Genomic DNA, 15,741 nt, shown 5'->3' with positions numbered 1-15,741 from the left:
CCCGATAGTATGGTTGCCGGAGAGGTCTGCCCAAGTCCTGGGGCCGGCATACTCTCCAAATATTCTTGCCTCGCACCGCACGGACAGGCCTTGGGAGCCCGCCTTGCCGTGCGTTAATCCTGCTCCAGCATCAGTGTCGCCAGAGGCGGCAGGGTGATGGTGGCCGTGATGACGCCTGCGCTGTTTTTCGTTGCCTGGACGGCCCCTCCATTGCCTTTGCCGCTGCCGCCATAGATCTCGGCGTCGCTGTTGAGGATTTCCTTCCACCGCCCCTCCACGGGCAGCGGGATGGTGTAGCTCTCCCGGTAGACCGGCGTGAAGTTGCTGACGACGGCGACCAGTTTCTCGCCGGGCGCCTTGCGCAGCCAGGCAAAGACGGAATTGTCGCGGTCGTCGGCGATCAGCCATTCGAAGCCGTCGCCCTCGCAGTCGCGGGCGTGCAGCGCCGCCTTGTTCCGGTAGGTGCCGTTAAGGTCCCGGACCAGCCGACGCATGCCCTCGTGCAGCGGATATTCGAGCAGGTTCCAGTCGAGCCCGCGGTCCTCCGACCATTCGCGCCACTGGGCGAATTCCTGACCCATGAACAGGAGCTTCTTGCCGGGATAAGCCCACATGAACGTGTAATAGGCCCGCAGATTGGCAAACTTCTGCCAGTCGTCGCCCGCCATCTTGGCGATCAGCGCGCCCTTGCCATGCACCACTTCGTCATGGGAGAGCGGCAGCACGAAATTCTCGCTGAAGGCGTAGAGCAGGCCGAAGGTCAGGTCGTTGTGGTGGTGCTTGCGGTAGATCGGCTCGCGCTGGAAATATTGCAGCGTGTCGTGCATGAAGCCCATGTTCCACTTGAAGCCGAAGCCGAGCCCTCCGGCATGAACCGGATGCGAGACCTTCGGCCAGGAAGTGGATTCCTCGGCAATGGTGATGATGCCGGGATGGCTGCCGTAGACCTCCTTGTTCATCGTCTGCAGGAAGCGGACCGCATCGAGGTTCTCGTTGCCGCCATACTCGTTCGGCACCCATTCGCCATGTTTGCGCGAATAGTCGAGGTAAAGCATCGAAGCAACGGCATCGACCCGCAGGCCGTCGAGATGGAATTTCTCGGCCCAGTAGAGCGCATTGTTGACGAGGTAGGAAAACACCTCGGCGCGGCCGAAATTGTAGATCGCGGTGTTCCAGTCCGGGTGGTAGCCCTGACGGGGATCCTCGTGCTCATAAAGGGCGGTGCCGTCGAACCAGCGCAGGCCATGGGCATCCGTCGGAAAATGCGCCGGCACCCAGTCGAGGATGACGCCGATGCCGACCTTGTGGGCGCCGTTGACGAAGCGGGCAAAACCCTCCGGCTCGCCGAAGCGGGCGGTCGGCGAATAAAGGCCGGTCGTCTGGTAGCCCCAGGACGGATCGAAGGGATATTCGGTGACGGGCAAGAACTCGATATGGGTGAAGCCCATGTCGACGCAATAGGGGATCAGCCGGTCGGCGAGCTCGTCCCAATTCAGCATGTCGCCATTGTCACGGCGCTGCCAGGAGGCGGCATGAACCTCGTAGATGGAGATCGGCTGGCGGCGGGCGTCGACACTTGCCCAATGCTTCCGATGCGCCTCATCCTCCCAGGCCTGCTCGATTTCGCCGGTCGTCATCGACGCATTCTTCGGGCGCAATTCCGAGCGCCGCGCGAAGGGATCGGCCTTCAGGGGCAGGACTTCACCATTCTTGCCGACGATCTCGTATTTGTAGATCGCGCCGGCCCGGATATCCGGCAGGAAGATTTCCCAGATGCCGGTGTCCTGGCGCAGCCGCATGACATGGCGCCGGCCATCCCAATCGTTGAAATCGCCGACCACGGAGACGCGCCGGGCATTGGGCGCCCAGACGGCGAAGTGAAAGCCCTCCGCGCCGTCATGCTTCAGCGGATGCGCCCCCATCCTGTCGAAGAGACGCAGATGCGAGCCTTCGCGGATGTAATAGTCGTCCATTGGTCCGAGTACCGGGCCGAAGCTGTAGGGATCGGTGACGGTCCATTCGCCGCCGGCGTTGCGGGCGCGGTAGCGGACCGGCTGGATCTTCTTGACGGCGATCGGGCCTTCGAAGAAGCCGGCATCATCACGCCGCGAGAGCGTGCCGATGTCCTTGCCGGCCAATGTCTCGACGGTCACCGTTTCGGCACCGGGGATGAAACAGCGGGCGACGAACTCTTTGCCCGCTGGATGGACGCCCAGAGCGGCGAACGGATTGCTATGAGTGCCAGCGAGGATCGCCGCAATCTCTTCCGTCGACAGGCTGGCTGGCGGAACGGTAGGCGTGGCGTCTTTTGGCACTACTGTCATCCGGCTCTCCAGATTTCCCCGGCATACTGCCGGATTGTACGGTCGGAGGAGAACCAGCCCATCCGCGCGGTGTTGCGAATGGTCTTGGAATACCAGCTGGTCGTGTCCGTCCAGATCGCATCAACCTCACGCTGGGCCTTGGCATAGGCGTCGAAATCGGCCGCCACCATGAACCAGTCGTGATTGTAGATACCATCGATCAGTCCGGTGAAGCGATTGCGATCGTCGGGCGAGAAGACGCCCGATGCGACGGCCTGCAATGCCTGGGAGAGTTCGCGCGACTGCTCGATGATGGCGCGGGGATTGTGACCCTCCGCGCGTACCTTGGAGACCTCTTCCGCGGTCATTCCGAAGATCTTGATGTTCTCCTCGCCGACCCAGTCGCGCATTTCGACATTGGCGCCATCAAGCGTTCCAATGGTCAGCGCACCGTTCAACGCGAACTTCATGTTCCCGGTTCCAGACGCTTCCATGCCGGCCGTCGAGATCTGTTCCGACAGGTCGGCGGCGGGGACCATGATCTCGGCGAGCGAGACGTTGTAGTTCGGAATAAAGACGACCTTCAAAAGACCGCGCACGGATGGGTCGTTGTTGATCACGCGGGCCACATCGTTGGCGAGCTTGATGATCAGCTTGGCGTTGTGGTAGCTCGGCGCCGCCTTGCCGGCGAAGAGCTTGACACGCGGCACCCAGTCGAGTTCGGGGTGCGAGCGGATCTGGTCGTAGAGCGAGATCGCCTCGATGATGTTCAGAAGCTGGCGCTTGTATTCGTGGATGCGCTTGATCTGGATGTCGAACATCGCCGACGGATCGAGGCGGATGCCCATGCGGCTCTGAACCAGCTGGGCGAGCTTGACCTTGTTGGCACGCTTGATCGCGGCGAATTTCCCCTGGAAATCCGGCTTGTCGGCGAAGGGATCGAGGGCCTGCAGGGCCTCGGTATTGTCCATGAACTCGTCGCCGATTGCGTCGCGGATCAATGTAACCAATTCAGGGTTGCATTGCATCAGCCAGCGCCGCGGTGTGATGCCATTGGTCTTGTTGTTGATACGTTCCGGATAAAGCCGGTGCAGGTCGGCGAAGACGGTTTCCTTCATCAGTTCGGTATGAAGGGCCGAGACGCCATTGATCGAGTGCGAGCCGACAAAGGCGAGGTTGCCCATGCGCACCCGGCGGTCACCGGTCTCGTCGATCAGCGAGATATTGCGGACTTCCTGGTCGCTATGGGCCTTCTGCTTGCGGGCCTCGAGCAGGATCTTGGCGTTGATCGCATAGACGATCTGCATGTGGCGCGGCAAAAGGCGCTCGAACAGCGGCACCGGCCAGGTTTCGAGCGCTTCGGGCAGAAGCGTGTGGTTGGTGTAGGAGAAGGTGTGGCGGGCGATATCCCAGGCCGCTTCGAAATCCATGCCGTGGACGTCGGTCAGCAGGCGAACGAGCTCGGCAACCGACACGGCCGGGTGCGTGTCGTTGAGCTGGATGGCGACCTTGTCGGGGAGCGAGGTGAAATCCGGATATTGTTGCAAATGGCGGCGCAGGATGTCCTGCAGCGAGGCGGAGGAGAAGAAGAACTCCTGGCGCAGGCGCAGCTCCTGGCCGGCCGGGGTGGCGTCAGCCGGATAAAGCACGCGGGCGAGGCTTTCCGCCTTGTTGCTTTCGCGAAGCGCGCCGATGTGGTCGCCGGCATTGAAGGCATCGAGCAGGATCGGGTCGATCGGATGGGCGGTCCACAGGCGCAGCGTGTTGACGCGCTTGGCACGCCAGCCGACCACCGGCGTATCGCAGGCCGTCGCAATGACGCGCTCGGCCGGCTTCCAGACATAACGGGTCACTTCCTCATCGACATTGACGGTTTCGACCGAACCGCCGAAGCCTATTTCATAGGAGCTTTCGCGGCGCTCGAACTCCCAGGGGTTGCCGTGGGCAAGCCAGGTTTCCGGCAGTTCCACCTGCCAGCCGTCGGCCATCTGCTGGCGGAAGAGGCCGTGGACGTATCGGATGCCGTAGCCATAGGCGGGGATATCGACTGTCGCCATCGACTCCATGAAACAGGCTGCGAGACGGCCGAGGCCGCCATTGCCGAGTGCCGCATCCGGCTCCAGCGTCGCGATGACGTCGATATCGACGCCGAAGGAGGCGAGCGCCTCGCGCAGTTCGTCCATCAGGCCGATATTGGTGACGGCGTCGCGCATCAGGCGGCCGATGAGGAATTCGAGCGATAGATAGTAAACGCGCTTGGCATTGGACGAGTAGGTCTTGCGCGTCGATTCCATCCAGTTGTCGGTGATGCGGTCGCGCACAACCAGTATCGCGGCGGTCAACCAGTCGTGTGGTTTGGCGACTTTCGGATCCTTGCCGATACGGTAGGTAAGGCGCTCGATGATTTCCTTGGCAAGGACTTCGGAGTTCGATGCCCTGGGGGCGGCGCTCGGAATCTTTTCGTTGTGCAAACGATCGATCATGAAAAAGGTTTACCCTTTGCTTGCGGTTTGGGAGACCGGAGGCGAACACCAACGGGGCATGGGAGCGATTTATGCACCGATACGAAGCGCTTGCAATAGCGTTTTCAATAAGATGAAAATTGGATGGGGGCGGCTTACCAAACGGCTTGCAAATGGCTGGAGGCATTGCGGAAAACGCGAAAAGGCCCGCCGCGATTTTTCGGGACGGGCCTTTGGCAGGAATGTTGGACGGTGCTATTTCGTCAGGCGTACCGTCATCGCCGAGGCTTTCTCGCCGATATATTCGAAGGCGGCGTTCAGCTGTTCTGCGTTCTCGGCGGCGAAATAATGGTCGCTGGAGGTGGCGCAATAGTTCAGCAATGCCTGGCCGCGTTCCGGTGCCATGAAGGCGACGGTAAAGACCTGAATGCCATCATTCCTGGCCTCGTCGCACCAGTATTTGGTCGTCGTATCGGCCGACGTGTAATTGTTGTCTCCATCGGTCATGAAGACGATGTACTTTGTCGGGACCTGCTTGTTTTTTTCGCTGTGCGCAGCGTCCTCGACCATTTCCGTCTCGTTCTTCTTCAGCACGAGCTTCTGGTAGGCGGCCTTGAACGCGTCTCCGGAATCCGTGCCGCCGGTTGCCGTCAGGGCGTTAACGTAGGTTCCGACGGCATCCGTGCCCCAGGCGAGGTCCGTCTGCTTCTGCATCGAAGCGTTATAGGACACTGCTCCGGTCCTGACGAGCGAGGCGGTCGGGTCCGCGGTCTTCATATAGGTCATGAGATTTTCGGTGGCCGTCTTCAGCGCATCGATCTTGATGACGTAGTTGGGAACGTCTCGCGAACACGTCTTCGGCTTCTTCTTGGTGCCGCACGCGTAATACTCGACCTTGGTCGGATTGTCCGCGTCGACCGTTGCCGTGTCCTCGGCCATCGAGCCGGAGCGGTCGAGAACCAGGAACATCGATAGGGCATTCTTCGATTCGGACGAACTCAGGGACTTGCTTGCGGTGCCGATTTCGGCGGTCTCCTCACCGAGAAGCCGGGTCAGCGCGTTGAGCGGGAGATCGAACTTCGAGGATACATCGACGACATAGGTCTTGCTGTTGCCGACGGCGGCCGCCTCGCCGGTCGCGGTCTGTTCGGTGATGTCGACGGTGGTGTTGTCTGCAAGAGCCTGTTCCAGCGCTGCGAGTTCCTCCGCCGACAGGCTGGCGTCGCTCTGCATCTGGCTTTTGACGAAATCCTTTGCCAGCTCTTTTGCCTGTTCTATCGATAGGCCGTCGTTCACCAGAGCGGACGCGGCTGCGAGTGCGGCTGCATCGGTCGCGTCCTGCAACCGGTCCTTGGTCAGCATCATATTGGTCATGTCGATCGCGACACCGCCGGCTGCGAACAACACCGGAACCAGCAATGCGGCCATCATCCCGAGGTTGCCGCGACGGTCGCCGATCAGATTCGAACATGACTTCAGAAAAGTTGCACGTTTTGCCATTTTATCTACCCGTATCAGACATCATGTCGATGAAACGGGTTCTATCCGGCAAGTCTCACCGGACAATTTAAGTTACCTATCAGATTTAATTATAGTTTTAAGGATGCCGGAGACGCAGTCCTTGGAGCCCTCTGCGGCTGTGCAAAAAGAAGACGCCCGGGCTTTCCCGTTCGGATCACTGCAAGGGAATGACGTCCACAGCCTGCTCTGTCTTGTGCGATCCGTAGCTTTTCAGCACGCCGATGACGGGTGCCACGTCACTATAGTCGCGGCCGTGGCCGACGACGATGTGATCCATTCCGGCAAAAATATTGTTGGTGGGGTCGAGTTCCAGCCATCCGATGGTGGTGCCGCACCAGAAACGCACCCAGGCATGCATGGCATCGGCACCTTCGAGACGTTCTTTGCCCGGTGGCGGGATGGTTCTGAGGAAGCCACTGACATAGCCTGCGGGGATACCGAGGCTGCGCAGCGCGGTGATCATCACATGGGTGAAATCCTGGCAGACGCCGCGCTTCAGCTTGAAGGCCTCGCGTGGGGTTGTGTCGACCGTCGTCGCCTTCGGGTCGTAGGTGAAATCCTTGTGGATCTCGGCGCAGATGGCGGTTGCGATCTGGCGGATGGTCATGCCCGGCCTGGCGATGCCGCGGGCATAGGAAGCAATCGCCGTATCCTCGGGAAGGCGGGGGCTTGCGCCCAGGAAATGATGCGGCGAATTGGCGTCGAGCGACCAGACGGTGGCGATCTCGCCGGGGAAGGCCGCAAGGTCCGGCGAAAAATCGGCGGTGAGTGGCTGGGGCTCGAGCTGGACGCGGGCCTGCATGCGGATCACCAGCTTTTCATGCTGCTTGCGAAACAGGATCGACGTCGAGGGGTTGGCGAAGAAATCGACGCTGTCCCTGCGTTCCTCCGGGCCCGGCGTGCAGGTAACGGTGCCTGCCACCAGCCGCTGGCGGTCCGGCAGCGAGACAGGCAACACGCGCACGACGTGCCTGCCGCCGGAAACCGGGACTTCGTAGGTATAGGTGATCCGCAGATTGATGTCGTAGAGCATGGAACTCTCAGTTTGGGCGCAGCAGGTCTGTCATATCCTATCCGAGATAGGTTTGCGCGAGGATATCGGAGAAGCGCCCCAGTTCCTGTTCGAGCCGATTGTAGACCAGAGCGTTCATGGCTTCCGGGGTCATGACGGCGAGACCTGCATGGAGGCGCATGGCTTCGCGGTAGAAGGGCGACATCTGGCCGTTCGAGAAGGCGTTCGGCAGTTGCTCGACCTCGGTCTTGATCTCGTTCAACTGGTAGAGGATCGAGCGCGGGTTGAGCGGATCGAGGGCGAGAAGGTCCGTTACCGTGAGCGCCGCGGTGTTGACGTTGTAACGCCGGCGGTGGGTCATGACGCTGTCGCCGATTTCAAGCAGCATGTCGTAGGCGCCGTCCGGCGCGTCCTCGCCCGACATATGGCCGAGCAGCCGGGTCATGTGCAGGCCACGCTCGAGATAGCGGCCGATCGACAGGAAGCGCCAGCCGGTGAAGCGGTACATGTTTTCATGGACGAGACCGGCAAAGCCTGCGAGCTTGCGCAACAGGATCGTCATCGCGTGCGTGGCGTCGTCGCCTGCCTGCACCGTCGACTGGAATTTTCGGGCGGTCTTGGCGAGATCGTTGAGCGCCAGCCAGCCATCGGCCGAGAAGCGGTCGCGGATGTTGCTGGCGGAAAACAGCGCGCTGTTGATATTGGTGATCAGGCTTTCGGGCACCGCTTGCCTGGTGTCGATATCGAGACCGGCCAGATAATCGGTGATGTCCTTCAAGAGCGGCATTTCGGTATTGGCGGTTTCGGCAAACCGCCCGTGCCAGGCGCGCAGGATGCGCAGCGCGCCTTCCGCCCGCTCGATATAGCGGCCAAGCCAGAAGAGGTTGTCAGCCGCGCGGCTCGGCAGACTGCCGGGCAGGATGCGGATGAAGCTCTCCTCGGCCGGCAGGAGCGTCATGTGCTCCACCGGCTTCTGGCTGACGATCCAGACATCGGCCGCGGAGCCGCCCGCCTGCATGGCGATCGCCGCCGCATCGGCGCCGGAGCCGATGCGGGCGAAGCCACCCGGCATGACCTGCCAGCCATCGCGGGTGCGGGCAACGTAGACGCGCAGGCTCATCGGCCGCGGCGTCAGCTTGCCGTTGATCCAGGCAGGCGTTGTCGACAGCGTCACGACTTCCTGGCCGACGAGCTTCGGACCGTCGTTCTGCAGCCATTCCGAAACGGAGACCTTGGCGGTATCGCGCAGGGACGAGCCCAGAACAGAGCGGCCATTGTCGTCGAAGAACGGCCTGGTGGAATAGGCGGGGCCGATCACCATCTTCTCGATGTTCTGGGCGACCTGATCGCGCTCCGGCTGCTGGCCGCACCACCAGGTGGCGATGCTCGGCAGGATCTGGTCTTCGCCCAGCACGTGTCGACAGATCTTTGGAAGGAAAGCAAGGAAGGCGCGGGTTTCAAGAATGCCGGAGCCGAGAGAGTTGACGATCGAGACCGAGCCGGAACGCAGCGCCTCGACCATGCCCGGCGTGCCGATATGTGAGCCCTGGTTCAGTTCCAGCGGATCGGCGAAGGCGGCGTCGAGGCGGCGCCAGAGGACGCCGACGGGTTTCAGGCCGGCGACCGTGCGAACCATGACGCGGCCATCGATGACAGTCAGGTCTTCGCCCTCGAGCAGCATGAAGCCGAGGTAGCGTGCGATATAGGCGTGCTCGAAATAGGTCTCGTTGGCGACACCTGGCGTCAGAACGGCGATGCGGTCGTCCGGGTGCTTCTTGCGCGACTGCAGCGTATCGCGGAAGGCGCCGAAGAAGCCGGCGAGGCGATGGACGTGCGTTTCGGCATAGAGATCGGAGAAGGCGCGGGTGGTCGCCACCCGGTTTTCAAGCGCGAAGCCGGCACCCGAGGGGGCCTCGGTGCGATCCGACAACACCCACCAATTGCCGTCCGGCCCGCGGCCGATCTCAAAGGAGCAGAAATGCACGAAATGGCCGTCGGCGGGAAGCACGCCGACCATCGGGCGCAGGAATTCCGGATTGCCGGCGACCAGTGATGGCGGCAGGAAGCCTTCGGCCACAAGCCGGTTGGGACCATAGATATCGGCCGCGACGCGCTCCAGCAGTTCGGCCCGCTGAACAAGTCCCTTCGAGACGGCCTGCCATTCGACATCGTCGATCAGGACCGGAACGTGGGACAGCGGCCAGCTACGCTCCGAATTCTCCTTCGTGCCATAGGCTCGGTAAAAGACGCCGGCGTCGCGCAGATAGCGGTCGGCGCGGGCGAAGCGGTTGGCAAGGTCCGTCTCGTCCATGCGGCCAATGGTCGAGAGAAGGTGCTGCCACACCGGCCGGACATTGCCATGGGTATCGAGCATTTCATCGGCAATGCCGGGAAGCGCGCGATAGCCGAAAACCGGATCGTTTTCGTCCCGGTTCTCCGCACGTGTCGCTTCCGCCGTCTGCTTCTTTGACATTGAGGCCCTACACTCCTGCCGGACGCCGCAAATCGAGCGTCAGGGGAAATTCCGCTGATGGGGTTTCTTGCACGAGGGCGTAAGCGCCGGCTGTGTGACCCCACGGCTCGAAGCGTGCCAGCCTGCGGGCTTCCGCCTCGTTGCCATTCACCGGGAACGTGTCGTAACTGCGTCCGCCCGGGTGGGCAACATGATAAATGCAGCCGCCGATCGAACGCCGTGACCATGTATCATAAATGTCGAATGTAAGCGGTGTGTTAACCGGCAAAGTCGGGTGCAAACCCGACGCCGGCTGCCAGGCCTTGTAGCGCACGCCGGCAACCGAGACGCCGTTGAAGCTTGTCTTGGTAAGCGGAAGCGCACGGCCGTTGCAGGCAACGGTGTAGCGTTCCGGATTGGCCGTCTCCAGCCTGACCTGCAGGCGTTCGACCGAACTGTCGACATAACGTGCGGTGCCGCCAATCGCACCCTGTTCGCCCGTGACATGCCACGGCTCCAGCGCCTGTCGCAGTTCGAGCCTGGCGCCCTCGTATTCAACCTCGCCGCAGAAGGGGAAGCGGAATTCGAGCTGGGCCTCGAACCATTCCGACCTTAGATCGAAGCCGTTGGAGCGGAGGTCGGCGAGCACGTCGAGGAAATCCTGCCAGACATGGTGCGGCAGCATGAAGCGGTCGTGCAGCGTCGTGCCCCAGCGGACGAGCTTGCCTTCGGCCGGATTCTGCCAGAAGCGGGCAATCAGCGCACGCACCAGCAGCTGCTGGGCAAGCGACATGCGGGCATTGGGCGGCATTTCGAAGCCGCGGAACTCGACGAGGCCAAGGCGGCCGGTCGGACCATCCGGTGAAAACAGCTTGTCGATGCAGATTTCCGAGCGGTGGGTGTTGCCGGTGACGTCAGTCAAGAGATTGCGGAACAGGCGATCGACGATCCACGGCAAGGGCCGCTGCGCCATGCCGGGCAGTGGCACTTGCGCCATGGCGATCTCCATCTCGTAGAGCGTGTCGTGGCGCGCTTCGTCGATGCGCGGCGCCTGGCTGGTCGGGCCGATGAACATGCCGGAGAAAAGATAGGACAGCGACGGATGCCGCTGCCAATGCAGGATCAGGCTTTTCAACAGGTCTGGCCGACGCAGGAACGGGCTGTTGTTCGGATTGTCGCCGCCGACCACCACATGGTTGCCGCCGCCGGTGCCGGTATGGCGGCCGTCGATCATGAACTTGTCAGCGCCAAGGCGGGTGAGGCGGGCCTCCTCGTAGATCGCGGTGGTGATCGCGACGCAATCCTGCCAGTTGGAGGCCGGGTGGATATTGACCTCGATGACGCCCGGATCGGGCGCGACGCGCATGACGTTGATGCGCTCATCCTGCGGCGGCGAATAGCCCTCGATATGGATCGGCAGGCCGAGATCGGACGCAGCCTTTTCAGCGGCGGCGATCAGGTCGAGATAGTCCTCGATGCGCTCGACCGGCGGCATGAACACGCAGAGCCGGCCGTCGCGTGGCTCGACGCTGAGCGCGGTGCGAACAGCGCCGCGGATGTCGCCCGTCGATCCCGCGATATTCTGCTCGTTGCGGCCTTGGCTCGGCTCGCTCGCCGTGCGGGACGCTTCCGCCAAGGCCCGCACGGGGGCGCTGTAGTCCGGCAACGGCTCGCGCGGGATCGATGGATCGGCCTGATGGATGTAGGGATATTGCGACGGCGGCACGTAGGGCAGGGTTCCGAGCGGCATGCGGAAGCCGATGGGCGAATCGCCGGGGATGAGAAAAATCTTGCCGCGGCGCGTGCGCCATCTCTCGCTCACCCACCGGCGTCCCTTGGCCTTCGCGTTCCAGGCCTGGACAGGAAGGATATAGCCGGTCGCGGTCGTCAGCCCGCGCTCGAAGACCTTGGCGATCCGGGCGCGTTCTTCCGGGCTCTCGAGCTTCGAATTGGAGGGATCGACGTTTTCCGGCAGGCTGCCTTCCTTGATGATCCATTCCGCCGGGTCCTCGAAGGCCGGGATGATCATCTCGGGCTCGATCTCAAGCTCCGTGGCGATGCCGGTCAGGAGCGCTTCGGCCTCCTTGTCGGTGACCTCGGTGTCTTGGCCCTCGGCTGCAATAAGCTTTGGATCATGCCAGATCGGCTTGCCGTCCTTGCGCCAGTAAAGCGAGAAGGTCCAGCGCGGCAGGCTTTCGCCCGGATACCACTTGCCCTGACCGTAATGCAGGAAACCGCCGGGGGCGAAGCGTTCGCGCAATCTGCGGATCAGCTGGTCGGCCTTGTCGCGCTTGGTCGGACCGACGGCGCCGGTGTTCCATTCCTCCGATTCGAAATCGTCGATCGAGACGAAGGTCGGCTCTCCGCCCATGGTGAGGCGCACGTCGCTGCCGTTCAGCACTTTGTCGACATGCTCGCCGAGCGCATTCAGCGCCTGCCAGCTTTCCTCGGAAAACGGCTTGGTGATGCGCGGATGTTCGGCGACGCGCGCCACCTTCATGTCGAATTCGAACGTCGTGTTCGCGTCGCCATAGAGGCCGCCGGAGATTGGCGCGGCGTTACGATAGTGCGGCGTGGCGGAAAGCGGGATATGGCTTTCGCCGGTTAGCAGGCCGGAGGTCGGATCGAGACCGACCCAGCCGGCGCCGGGGATATAGACTTCGCACCAGGCGTGCAGGTCGGTGAAATCGACCTCGGTGCCGGACGGCCCATCAAGCGCCTTGAGATCGGGGGCCAATTGGATGAGATAGCCGGAGACGAAGCGGGCGGCGAGGCCGAGATGGCGCAGGATCTGCACGAGCAGCCAGCTCGAATCGCGGCACGAGCCGAGCGCCAGCTGCAACGTCTGTTCCGGGGTCTGGACACCGGGTTCCATGCGGATGACGTAGTTGACGGTCTGCTGCAGGCGGGCGTTGAGGCCGACGATGAAATCGATGGTTCGCACAGGCGTCAGGTCGATGGACGCGACGTAGTCGGCCAGCGCCGGGGTCATCGGCTCCGGCTGCATGTAGATTTTCAGGTCGTCGCGAATATCCTCGGGATACTGGAAGGGGAAGGTCTCGGCGTCTTCCTCGATGAAGAAATCGAACGGATTGTAGACCGTCATGTCCGCGATCAGATCGACCTCGATCTTCAGCTCGGTGACCGGATCAGGAAAGACATAGCGGGACAGGTAGTTGCCGTAGGGATCCTGCTGCAGCGTGACGAAATGATTGGACGGCGAGACCTTGAGGGAGTGGCTGATGACCTTGGTCTTGGAATGCGGCGCCGGTTTCAGCCGGATGATCTGCGGCCCGAGCCGAACCGGCTTGTCGTATTTGTAATGCGTCAGGTGATGAATGCTTGCTTTGATCGCCATGCGGTTTTTTATCCCCTCGATGATGGGTCTGTGCCACCATTGTGAAGACTTTGTGCAATGCGAAGAAAGATTGCAAGGCTGAATTCACAGCGATGCCGGGAGTGGTGCCGCGGCCGGTATGGTGTGGCGGAAAATCCGCCCACCAAGATTTGTCGCCCACGTCAGCCGGCGAGCACGCGTCGGGCAAGGGGAACAATGGCGGAATGACGTTTTGGCGGCTCTTCCGTGGTGTCCTGCGGGCTTGAACGGTGCGCTACGATGTCGAACTGGCCGACGAGTTTTGCGAGCGCTGCCGCATCCGCGGACAGGCGGTGCGTCACCGCGTTGCTTTCCTCGACCATGGCCGCATTCTGCTGGGTCACGGCGTCCAGCTGGCGCACGGTCGCATTGATTTCCTCAATGCCAGCCGACTGGCTGCGGGCAGCACGGGCGATTTCCTTGATTTCGACGTCGATCGCATCGACCCTCGTGGCAATCTCGGCCAGCGCACCGCCGGTGGTGCGCACGAGGCTGGCGCCTCGGCCCACCTCTTCGGCGGAGCGGGTGATCAGCTGCTTGACCTCACGGGCGGCGCTGGCAGTTCGCTGGGCCAGCTCGCGCACTTCCTGTGCGACGACGGCAAAGCCCTTGCCTGCGTCGCCGGCACGGGCGGCCTCGACACCGGCATTCAGCGCCAGAAGATTGGTCTGGAAGGCGATATCGTCGATGACGCCGATGATGTTGCCGATCTCGTTCGACGAGGCCTCGATCAGGCTGATCGCCGCGACCGCGTTGTGGACGACCTCGGAGGAGGCAAGCGAGCTCTTGTGGGCATCGTCCGCGAGCCGCTCGGCGGTCGTGGTGCGCTCGGCGGCCGAGCGAACGGCGCCGGTCATTTCCGCAAGGGCTGAAGCCGCTTCGCCAAGCGATGCGGCCTGTTGTTCGGTGCGCTGCGAGAGCTGATCAACGGCGACCTGTATCTCGCCGGAATTGTCGCGGATCTGATGGGTGCCGCTGCGGACATCAGACAGCGCGTTGGCGAGTTTTTCGACGGCGGCATTGTAGTCGAGCCGCAGGCGATCGAGGCTTTCGGTAAAGGGCTTTTCGATCCGGCTGGTCATGTCTCCGTGTGCCAATTGTTGCAGCGCCTCGGCGAGCGCTCCCACGGCCTCATCCGTCTGGGCCTCGGCGTGGCGCTTCTCCAGCTCACGATGCAGGCGCTCGCCTTCGCTGCGCTCGCGCATATCCGACGCCTCCGCCTGCAGCCGCGCCTTCTCGATTGCGGCATCGCGGAAGACGAGCACCGAACGGGCCATGTCGCCGATCTCGTCGGTACGGTCGGTATCGCGCAAGGGAATGGCCGTGTCGCCGCCTGCAAGTTTCTCCATGTTGCCGACAAGGGCGGAAATCGGGCGTGAGAGGCGGCGGGCAAACCAGACGCCGAGGCAGGCCGTCAGCGCCAGCACGCCGAAGGAGATGGCGAGGGTCCAATGGATGAGCCGGGTCAGCCCTGCAAAGACCTCGCTTGTGTCCATGATCGCGACCACCGTCCAGCGGGTGCCGAGAAAATCGACGGCTGCGGCGGAAAGGCGGCTTTGGCTGCCGCGATGATCGGAGAGTGTAGCGTTGGCGATCGGCTTGTCGGCATCGCTGGCAACGACCGTGGGGTCGATCCGGGCCTTCAGGACCTCGCCACTGCTGCGCACGGAATCGGTCAGGAACTGGCCGTCGCTGTTGAGCAGGATCGCTTCGCCGGTGTCACCGAGACCCACCTTGTTGTTGAGGATCGATGCGATGCGGGCGTCGGGCATCTGGAAGACGAGCACGCCGATCTTGCCGGCGACCGAGGCGAGCGGGATGGCAATGAAGGCGGCCGGGGCGCCGGAGGGCGTATGGATCCGGTAGTCCGCGAAAGAAATGATCGACGTATCGGTGCCCGGCGCTGCGGCGGCGAACACCTGGCCGAGACCGGTCTCTTTCAGGGCGCCCGATGTCAGGTTGGCGGCGAAATCGCGGTGCTTCTGCAGCGAATAGACGACATTGCCGGAGAGGTCGGCGAGCAGGATGTCGCGGTAGCCCTTTTCCGCGGCGAAACGCTGGAAGAAACCGTGATAGCGGCCGTGAAACTTGTCGTACTCGTCGCGGCCGGCCGATTTCATGTCGGATTTCTGGCCGTCCGGCGCGGGATTGTCATCGATATAGCGTCGCTGGAGATCGGCGGCACGATCTCCAGGGATCGCGTTGAAGGCGTCCGACAGATCGGAAAGCGCTTTGCCGACGACTTTCTCGCGGCTGAAGCCGCGCAGGTCCTCTTCGACCGAGCGGAGATATTGCGCCAGCTCGTTGCGGCGGCCATCGGCCAGCGTCTCCAGCTTGGCCACGGCCGCGTCCGAGGATTGCGACGCGCTGATATAGAGCGCGGCGGCGCTGGTGGCGGAAATGGAGAGGACCGCCAGCAACAGCGAGGCCAGCGACAGCTTGAACGACAGACGCATGAAATGGTGTCCGCAAAACGCAGGTTACAAGGACATGCCGTGTTGCGGCTTCCAGAATGCGCATCCTGCGGCCGGACGCGATCCGGTTCTGGGCGGGGTTAGTGTAGGCTGCGCCGATGAAAGTTGCGTGACAGTTTGATGACGGGGTCAAATTGCCGC

General features: G+C 62.5%; 7 protein-coding genes. All 7 read right to left on the bottom strand.

Annotated features, from left to right (window positions below; all coding sequences use genetic code 11):
• Positions 1–113 precede the first annotated feature (113 nt).
• The 7 genes from glgB to WI754_RS01550 all read right to left on the bottom strand — a co-directional run bounded on the left by glgB (position 114) and on the right by WI754_RS01550 (position 15,582).
• Positions 114–2,324, bottom strand: a complete 2,211-nt coding sequence (glgB, locus tag WI754_RS01580; protein WP_349435864.1) for a 1,4-alpha-glucan branching protein GlgB — start codon at positions 2,322–2,324, stop codon at positions 114–116.
• A complete protein-coding gene (locus WI754_RS01575; protein ID WP_349435863.1) occupies positions 2,321–4,786 on the bottom strand; it encodes a glycogen/starch/alpha-glucan phosphorylase in 2,466 nt (821 codons plus the stop codon). The genes glgB and WI754_RS01575 overlap by 4 nt, the downstream gene beginning before the upstream one ends.
• A 234-nt stretch (positions 4,787–5,020) precedes the next feature.
• Positions 5,021–6,265: a TadE/TadG family type IV pilus assembly protein gene (locus WI754_RS01570; protein ID WP_349435862.1), complete on the bottom strand. Its 1,245-nt coding sequence runs from the start codon at positions 6,263–6,265 to the stop codon at positions 5,021–5,023.
• A gap of 175 nt (positions 6,266–6,440) precedes the next feature.
• The gene (locus WI754_RS01565; RefSeq protein ID WP_349435860.1) at positions 6,441–7,319 is read right to left on the bottom strand and encodes a transglutaminase family protein; all 879 of its coding nucleotides are present in this window, start codon (positions 7,317–7,319) and stop codon (positions 6,441–6,443) included.
• Positions 7,320–7,356: 37 nt separating this feature from the next.
• Entirely contained in the window at positions 7,357–9,771 is a 2,415-nt protein-coding gene (locus WI754_RS01560) for a circularly permuted type 2 ATP-grasp protein (protein WP_349435859.1), read from the bottom strand.
• 7 nt (positions 9,772–9,778) lie between these two features.
• Entirely contained in the window at positions 9,779–13,108 is a 3,330-nt protein-coding gene (locus WI754_RS01555) for a transglutaminase family protein (protein ID WP_349435858.1), read from the bottom strand.
• Between the two features lie 161 nt (positions 13,109–13,269).
• A complete protein-coding gene (locus WI754_RS01550; RefSeq protein WP_349435857.1) occupies positions 13,270–15,582 on the bottom strand; it encodes a methyl-accepting chemotaxis protein in 2,313 nt (770 codons plus the stop codon).
• Positions 15,583–15,741: the final 159 nt, after the last annotated feature.

The sequence above is a fragment of the Pararhizobium sp. A13 genome, from assembly GCF_040126305.1.
GTDB lineage: Bacteria > Pseudomonadota > Alphaproteobacteria > Rhizobiales > Rhizobiaceae > Pararhizobium.
The sequence above is the reverse complement of the archived record's forward strand: the minus strand, read 5'-3'. Positions and strand labels throughout refer to the sequence as shown.

Bases quoted from the DNA above. Each gene is read 5' to 3' on its own strand.
- WI754_RS01565 (WP_349435860.1), bottom strand. From the start codon at position 7,319: ATGCTCTACGACATCAATCTGCGGATCACCTATACCTACGAAGTCCCG.
- WI754_RS01570 (WP_349435862.1), bottom strand. From the start codon at position 6,265: ATGGCAAAACGTGCAACTTTTCTGAAGTCATGTTCGAATCTGATCGGC.
- WI754_RS01575 (WP_349435863.1), bottom strand. From the start codon at position 4,786: ATGATCGATCGTTTGCACAACGAAAAGATTCCGAGCGCCGCCCCCAGG.
- glgB (WP_349435864.1), bottom strand. From the start codon at position 2,324: ATGACAGTAGTGCCAAAAGACGCCACGCCTACCGTTCCGCCAGCCAGC.
- WI754_RS01550 (WP_349435857.1), bottom strand. From the start codon at position 15,582: ATGCGTCTGTCGTTCAAGCTGTCGCTGGCCTCGCTGTTGCTGGCGGTC.
- WI754_RS01560 (WP_349435859.1), bottom strand. From the start codon at position 9,771: ATGTCAAAGAAGCAGACGGCGGAAGCGACACGTGCGGAGAACCGGGAC.
- WI754_RS01555 (WP_349435858.1), bottom strand. From the start codon at position 13,108: ATGGCGATCAAAGCAAGCATTCATCACCTGACGCATTACAAATACGAC.